Below are 5,329 nucleotides of genomic sequence, written 5' to 3' on the forward strand. Positions count from 1 at the left end.
CAATGACGCGCCAAACGCGAACAATGACGCGCCAAACGCGAAACCAAGCCAAAACAACAGGAATCGGACGAACAAGGACAGGCGGCCACGGCCGAAATCGATCGGCAAATAATGATACAGGACCGATTCACGGCGAGTTCTGGCCAGCTGACTGCGAACACCAAACAAGCTCCATCCGTGCGCCCCTATATGTAAGAAGAGTGCCCGGCAGCATTCCGCGTTCTCTTATCGTATGAACAAAGCCCACCGCTGCTCACGAAGCCCTATTCCCGCCCCAATACGCGCAGATGTCTCGAAGCGGCCCTGGCGCGGAATGAGTCTGTACGCGCACCCTATATAGAGAGGGGCAGGCTGACGGATCGCGGTTCGTTGACTTGGAGCGCCATGACAGGCAAATGTCTTGGCAACTAAAAGCAAGCGGGCGCAAAGCGTCGGGGATATTTACCGTACTTGATGCAGGATACGTGCCAGACCATAGCCGAGCTCGGCAATGAGCCGCCGCTTATCGCGGATGGCCGCGCCGGTCCCCCGGACCGTCTCGAGGTCTCGGCACGTTGGCTGTCAGGCACTTTCCTCACCGGCGTGACGTCCTCCGTTTTGATGGGCGTGGCACTTTTTGCTGCCCTCGACGGGCGCGAGCAGCTGGCGACCCCACCCGAGATCGCCGAACTCGCAACACTTGCCGCTGGCGGCGACGCCGGCCAGAAGGCCAAGACCACGCGCCTTGCGCCGCTGCGCCAGATCGCCAAGGCCAAGGACCGGCGGCGCATGGAAGTGTCGATGGTCACCAAGCAGGGTGACCGCGAGGTGATCCGCACCATGCCTTTCGTGCAGATCAAGATGGCGCTGGCAGCAAGCCATCCCACGACACGCAGCTACCCCGCTTTCGATCCCCTGACGGTCTTCGCCGAAGATGGCCCCGCACAGCCAGCGGCACCCGCAGCTGCGACCGGCCAGATCTACGGTGTCAAGGTCGAGAGCGAGATGAGCCTCAAGACCGTCGACTTCCCAGTTGAGACCGCAGCCTTTGACGAGACCTCGGCCCTTTCCGCCAATGAGGTCGAAAAGGTGGTGCGCGACGCCGGCGGCGACCTGACTGAAGGCGATATCCAGGTCGCGTCATTGCACTATATCGACCCGCAGCGTTTCGGCGACGCCTTTGCCGACCAGACGCTGGCCGGCTCCTATGGCATCAAGATCGTGCCGGAGAATGTCTCGGTCTCGTCCCGCGCCGACGTCGATCCAGAAACACTTTCTTATGCCGAAGACATCATCGCCTTTGAAAAAGACCGCAAGATCGTCGATGCGCTGGCTGACTCAGGCTATGTTGGCGAGGACGCCCAAGGCATGGCGAAGGCAATCTCGCGCCTGCTCAACGCCACAGCACTCAAAGCCGGCACCGTGCTGCGCATCGGCCTCGAGGTTCGCGGCGATGTCGGCAAGATCGTGCGCACCAGCGTCTACGACCGCACCCAGCATATCCTGACCATCGCGCTCGACGACCGCAACCAGTTCGTACCGGGCGACGAGCCGGAGCCGAACCCCGAGATCGCCACCGCCTTCGATGACACGCCAAGGGTCTCGACGTCGCGCGGTGCCTTGCCCACAGTCTATGACGGCATCTATCGGGCGGCCTATTCCTACGGCATGTCGCAGGACATGACCAAGAAGCTGGTCAGGCTCTTGAGTTCCGACGTCGACTTCCAGTCGCGGCTCAATCCGTCCGATCGCATCGAGGTGTTCTTTTCGCAGCCGGACGGCGACGACAAGGCATCAGACGATTCCGAGCTGCTTTATGTCTCGGCGAATTTCGGCGGCAACACACGCAACTTCTACCGTTTCCAGATGAGTGACGGCGCGGTCGACTATTTCGACGAGGATGGCCGCAGCGCGCGTCAGTTCCTGCTGCGCAACCCATTGCCCAACGGCAGGTTCCGCTCCGGCTTCGGCGGCCGCAAGCACCCGATCCTGGGCTATGTCAAAATGCACACCGGCGTCGATTGGGCAGCCCCCACCGGCACGCCGATCATCGCCTCCGGCAATGGCATCGTCGAAAAGGCTGGCTGGGCCGGCGGCTACGGCAAGCAGACGATCATCCGCCATACCAATGGCTACGAGACATCCTACAATCACCAGAGCCGCATTGCAGGTGAGGTCGTTCCGGGCGCTCGCGTCCGCCAGGGCCAGGTCATCGGCTATGTCGGCACCACCGGCCTGTCCACCGGTGCGCATTTGCATTACGAGCTGATCGTCAACGGCACCAAGGTCGATCCGATGCGCGTGCGCCTGCCTACCGGCCGCGCGTTGTCTGGCGATGAACTGACAGCCTTCAAGCGTGAGCGCGAGCGCATCGACGATCTGCTCAAGGACGAAAACAAGGACGCGCTGAAGGTCGCGAGCACGGCAAAGGCCAGCGGCTAAGCTCGGCTCGCGACGCTTGCGATGCCGTCACTTGCGAGTGCGTCGTATTTGGCCCGCTTGGCGATGTACATGGCCCGGTCCGCCGCCGCGATCAGGGCTTCTGGATCGCCGCCGTCGTCGGGGAAGACCGCGATGCCGATCGTGGCACCTACGACCAGCTGCAATGACTCCGCTTCAATAGGCTTGGCGATGTCGCGCTGGAGCCGCTGGCTAAGAAACAGCAGCGCTTCGGTATTGCTGACATCATGCAGCACCACGCCGAACTCGTCGCCACCGAGCCGGGCAACAGTCGCCCCCTTCGGCGCCGCATTAGCGATCCGCTGCGCCACCTCGACCAGCACCGCGTCGCCAGCGGCATGGCCATGCCTGTCGTTGACCGGCTTGAACCCGTCCAGGTCGATATAGATCACAGCACAGCCGGAAGGCGAGCCATTGGATCGGCCGATCGACGCGTGGATTTCCTCGCGGAAGCGGYGACGATTGGCAAGGCCAGTGAGCGGGTCATGGCGAGCGGTATCATGGGCGAGGCGCTCCGCCGCCTCGCGGCGCGCAACCTCGCGCGACAGCTGCCGGGTGCGAATGCCGAGCATGACAAGGGCAACGATGCCGGCGCAAAGCAGCAGCGACAGCAATTCGTCCAACTGCCACGCTTCATAAGTGCGCGTGACCTGATAGAGTTGCTCGAAGAGATTGACCTGCGTGTCTATCGCAAACAGCACGACACATAGCAGCAGCCAGATTCCGTAGGGCATGTATCCTCGCCAGATAGCGGTGCGCCACGGCGTTGCCTCGCCCAAGCCTTGGTGCCGACTCTTGTCGATTGCCGACATGATTTCCGCCTTTTTCGAAACCAAGACATGCCTCCAAAGCCTTAACAAGGTGCTAGCGCAACTCATGCAATTGCATCAATCGGCAGCTGTCCGCGCGCTTGTCCCGGGCTTTTCGGCAGCCCTCTTCCACGACGGCTGAGTGAACCAGGCAACCGCTGCCGCAACAAAACACATTGCGGCCGAAATGGCGGCAATCACTGAAAAGGCACGGTTGGTCGCCGATACCCTGAGCGTCTCGGCGGCGGCATCGAGCGGTGACGCGACAAAGGCGCCGAACTCCGCACCGGGTGCGGCTGTTCCCAAAACCTTGGCGAAGACGACGCCGGCGACGGCACCGAGCGAAGCGACCGCCATCAAGCCGGCTGCGCGCGCAAGCGCGTTGTTGATGCCCGAGGCGAGACCTGTGTCTTCTTCTGGGGTCGCCCGCATCACCGCCGCCGAAACCGGCGAAACCACGATCGCCATGCCAAGGCCCTTGAGCAGCAGGATCGGGAACGTCACTTGCCACAGCATCATCAGCGGCATKGTGAGTGCGAGGCCAACATAAGAGATGCCGACGATCGCAGCGCCTATGGTCAGTGGCCAGCGCGGCCCGATCGCGTCGGACAGCCTGCCCGAGTAGCTCGACAGGCCGGCGATGAACAGCGAAAGCGGCAAGAACAGCAGGCTCGCCTCCCATTCCTTGACGCCCCAGCCTGAGACAACGGTCATCGGCAGGAAAAACAACACCGCGTTGAAGGCAAAAAACAGGACCAGCGTGTAGAGATTGGCGCCGGCGAAGGCGCGCGAGGCAAACAAACCGAGCTTGACCATCGGTGCGCCGGCACGCTTTTCCCAAACAATGAAGCCGGCGAAGATTACGCTGCCAAGCGCGATCCAGGCCCATGGCGAGACGGCCCTTGCCTCAACAGGCAGGCCGAAAGCTGTCAGCCCCCAGGCCATCAGGCCGAGGCCGGCGGTCGCAAGAGCCGCCCCTGTGATGTCGAGCCTGCGCTTCGCAGACGGCCGGTCGCGCGGCACCTTGGCAAAAATCATGCCGAGCGCGACAAGCCCGATCGGCACGTTGATGGCGAAGATCAGCCGCCACATCCATTCGGCGCCGAACGACAGCACCATGCCGCCAACGAACGGTCCCATGGCGGTGGTCAGCGACGAGAATGCCGCCCATTGGCCGATCGCCTTGCCGCGTGTTTCGGTCGGGTAGGCTTTTGCGATGATGGCGAGACTGCCTGGCACCATCAGTGCCGCACCGATGCCTTGGGCGGCGCGCGTGATGATCAGCATGTCGGCATCGACAGCCAGCGCGCAGGCCGCCGACGTGATCATGAACAGCAAAATGCCGGTGGCGAAGATGTTGCGGACGCCGAAGACATCGCCGGCGGCACCGCCAAGCAGAACAAGCGCGGACAGAAACAGCATGTAGCCATTGCTGATCCACTGGGCGTCGACCAGCGACGCGCCGAGGTCGGCGCGGATGATCGGCATGGCGAGCGACACCACCGTCCCGTCGATGAAGCCCATGCTGGATGCAAGGATCGCCGACACCAGCACATAGCGCCGGGCCTCGGGCGGGCAAAAGACGTGGTTGGTATTTGGCACGGTGTCTGATGTGTCCATGGGGCGAGACTATGTGCGAGAAGGTTGCGCGGGAAGTGACCAAGGGAAATGATTTCGCGGAGCCAGAAATCCGCCTGCGGCGCACTCTACGTTGCCCCCCTCCGGCCTGCCGGCCAGAGGGGGGCGCGAAAGAGTGATGCTTCCACGGCTGACACACTTATTCACCGCCACGCTCGCTTTAGCGCCTGGCCATTGTCAAAGAACACTCCCATTTTCGGGAGGTAGTTCGGGAAGCGGGGCGCGAGGCCGTGCCTTCCGAGTAGATATTAGCTGGCGCGACCTCGCGCCCCGCTCGGTGTCTGTCCCAAGGTTGGCCGGTCACAGCGCTGCTCCATGTACATTCCATGGACAATCGCCGCGGCTTTTCCGCATTTCCCCGCCGCGCAGCATTCCATTTGCGGAAACCTGCACCGGAAAACGCCGGCCTGTCGTCGGGCCCTCGGAGCCACGGATACCGACAC

The 5,329-nt window shown here is 62.6% G+C and carries 3 protein-coding genes; 1 reads left to right on the top strand and 2 read right to left on the bottom strand.

What is annotated here, in order from left to right; genetic code table 11:
- The first annotated feature begins 453 nt into the window (after positions 1–453).
- Positions 454–2,421 carry a M23 family metallopeptidase gene (locus tag AC1DWF_RS29955; RefSeq protein ID WP_476842418.1) on the top strand — a complete coding sequence of 656 codons (1,968 nt, stop codon included), beginning with the start codon at positions 454–456 and terminating at the stop codon, positions 2,419–2,421.
- Here the strand turns inward: AC1DWF_RS29955 and AC1DWF_RS29960 are convergent.
- Both AC1DWF_RS29960 and AC1DWF_RS29965 read right to left on the bottom strand, forming a co-directional pair.
- Positions 2,418–3,173, bottom strand: coding sequence for a diguanylate cyclase domain-containing protein (locus AC1DWF_RS29960; protein ID WP_476842417.1), 756 nt, complete (start codon positions 3,171–3,173; stop codon positions 2,418–2,420). The two genes, AC1DWF_RS29955 and AC1DWF_RS29960, sit on opposite strands and share 4 nt — an antisense overlap.
- A 153-nt stretch (positions 3,174–3,326) precedes the next feature.
- Complete coding sequence (locus tag AC1DWF_RS29965) at positions 3,327–4,850, bottom strand: MFS transporter (protein WP_476789672.1); 1,524 nt, start codon at positions 4,848–4,850, stop codon at positions 3,327–3,329.
- Positions 4,851–5,329 lie beyond the last annotated feature (479 nt).

This window comes from Aminobacter sp. P4_D5 (assembly GCF_056401815.1).

What these genes read in the sequence shown, in the direction of transcription:
- AC1DWF_RS29955 (WP_476842418.1), top strand. Translation starts at nt 454, where the DNA reads ATGCAGGATACGTGCCAGACCATAGCCGAGCTCGGCAATGAGCCGCCG.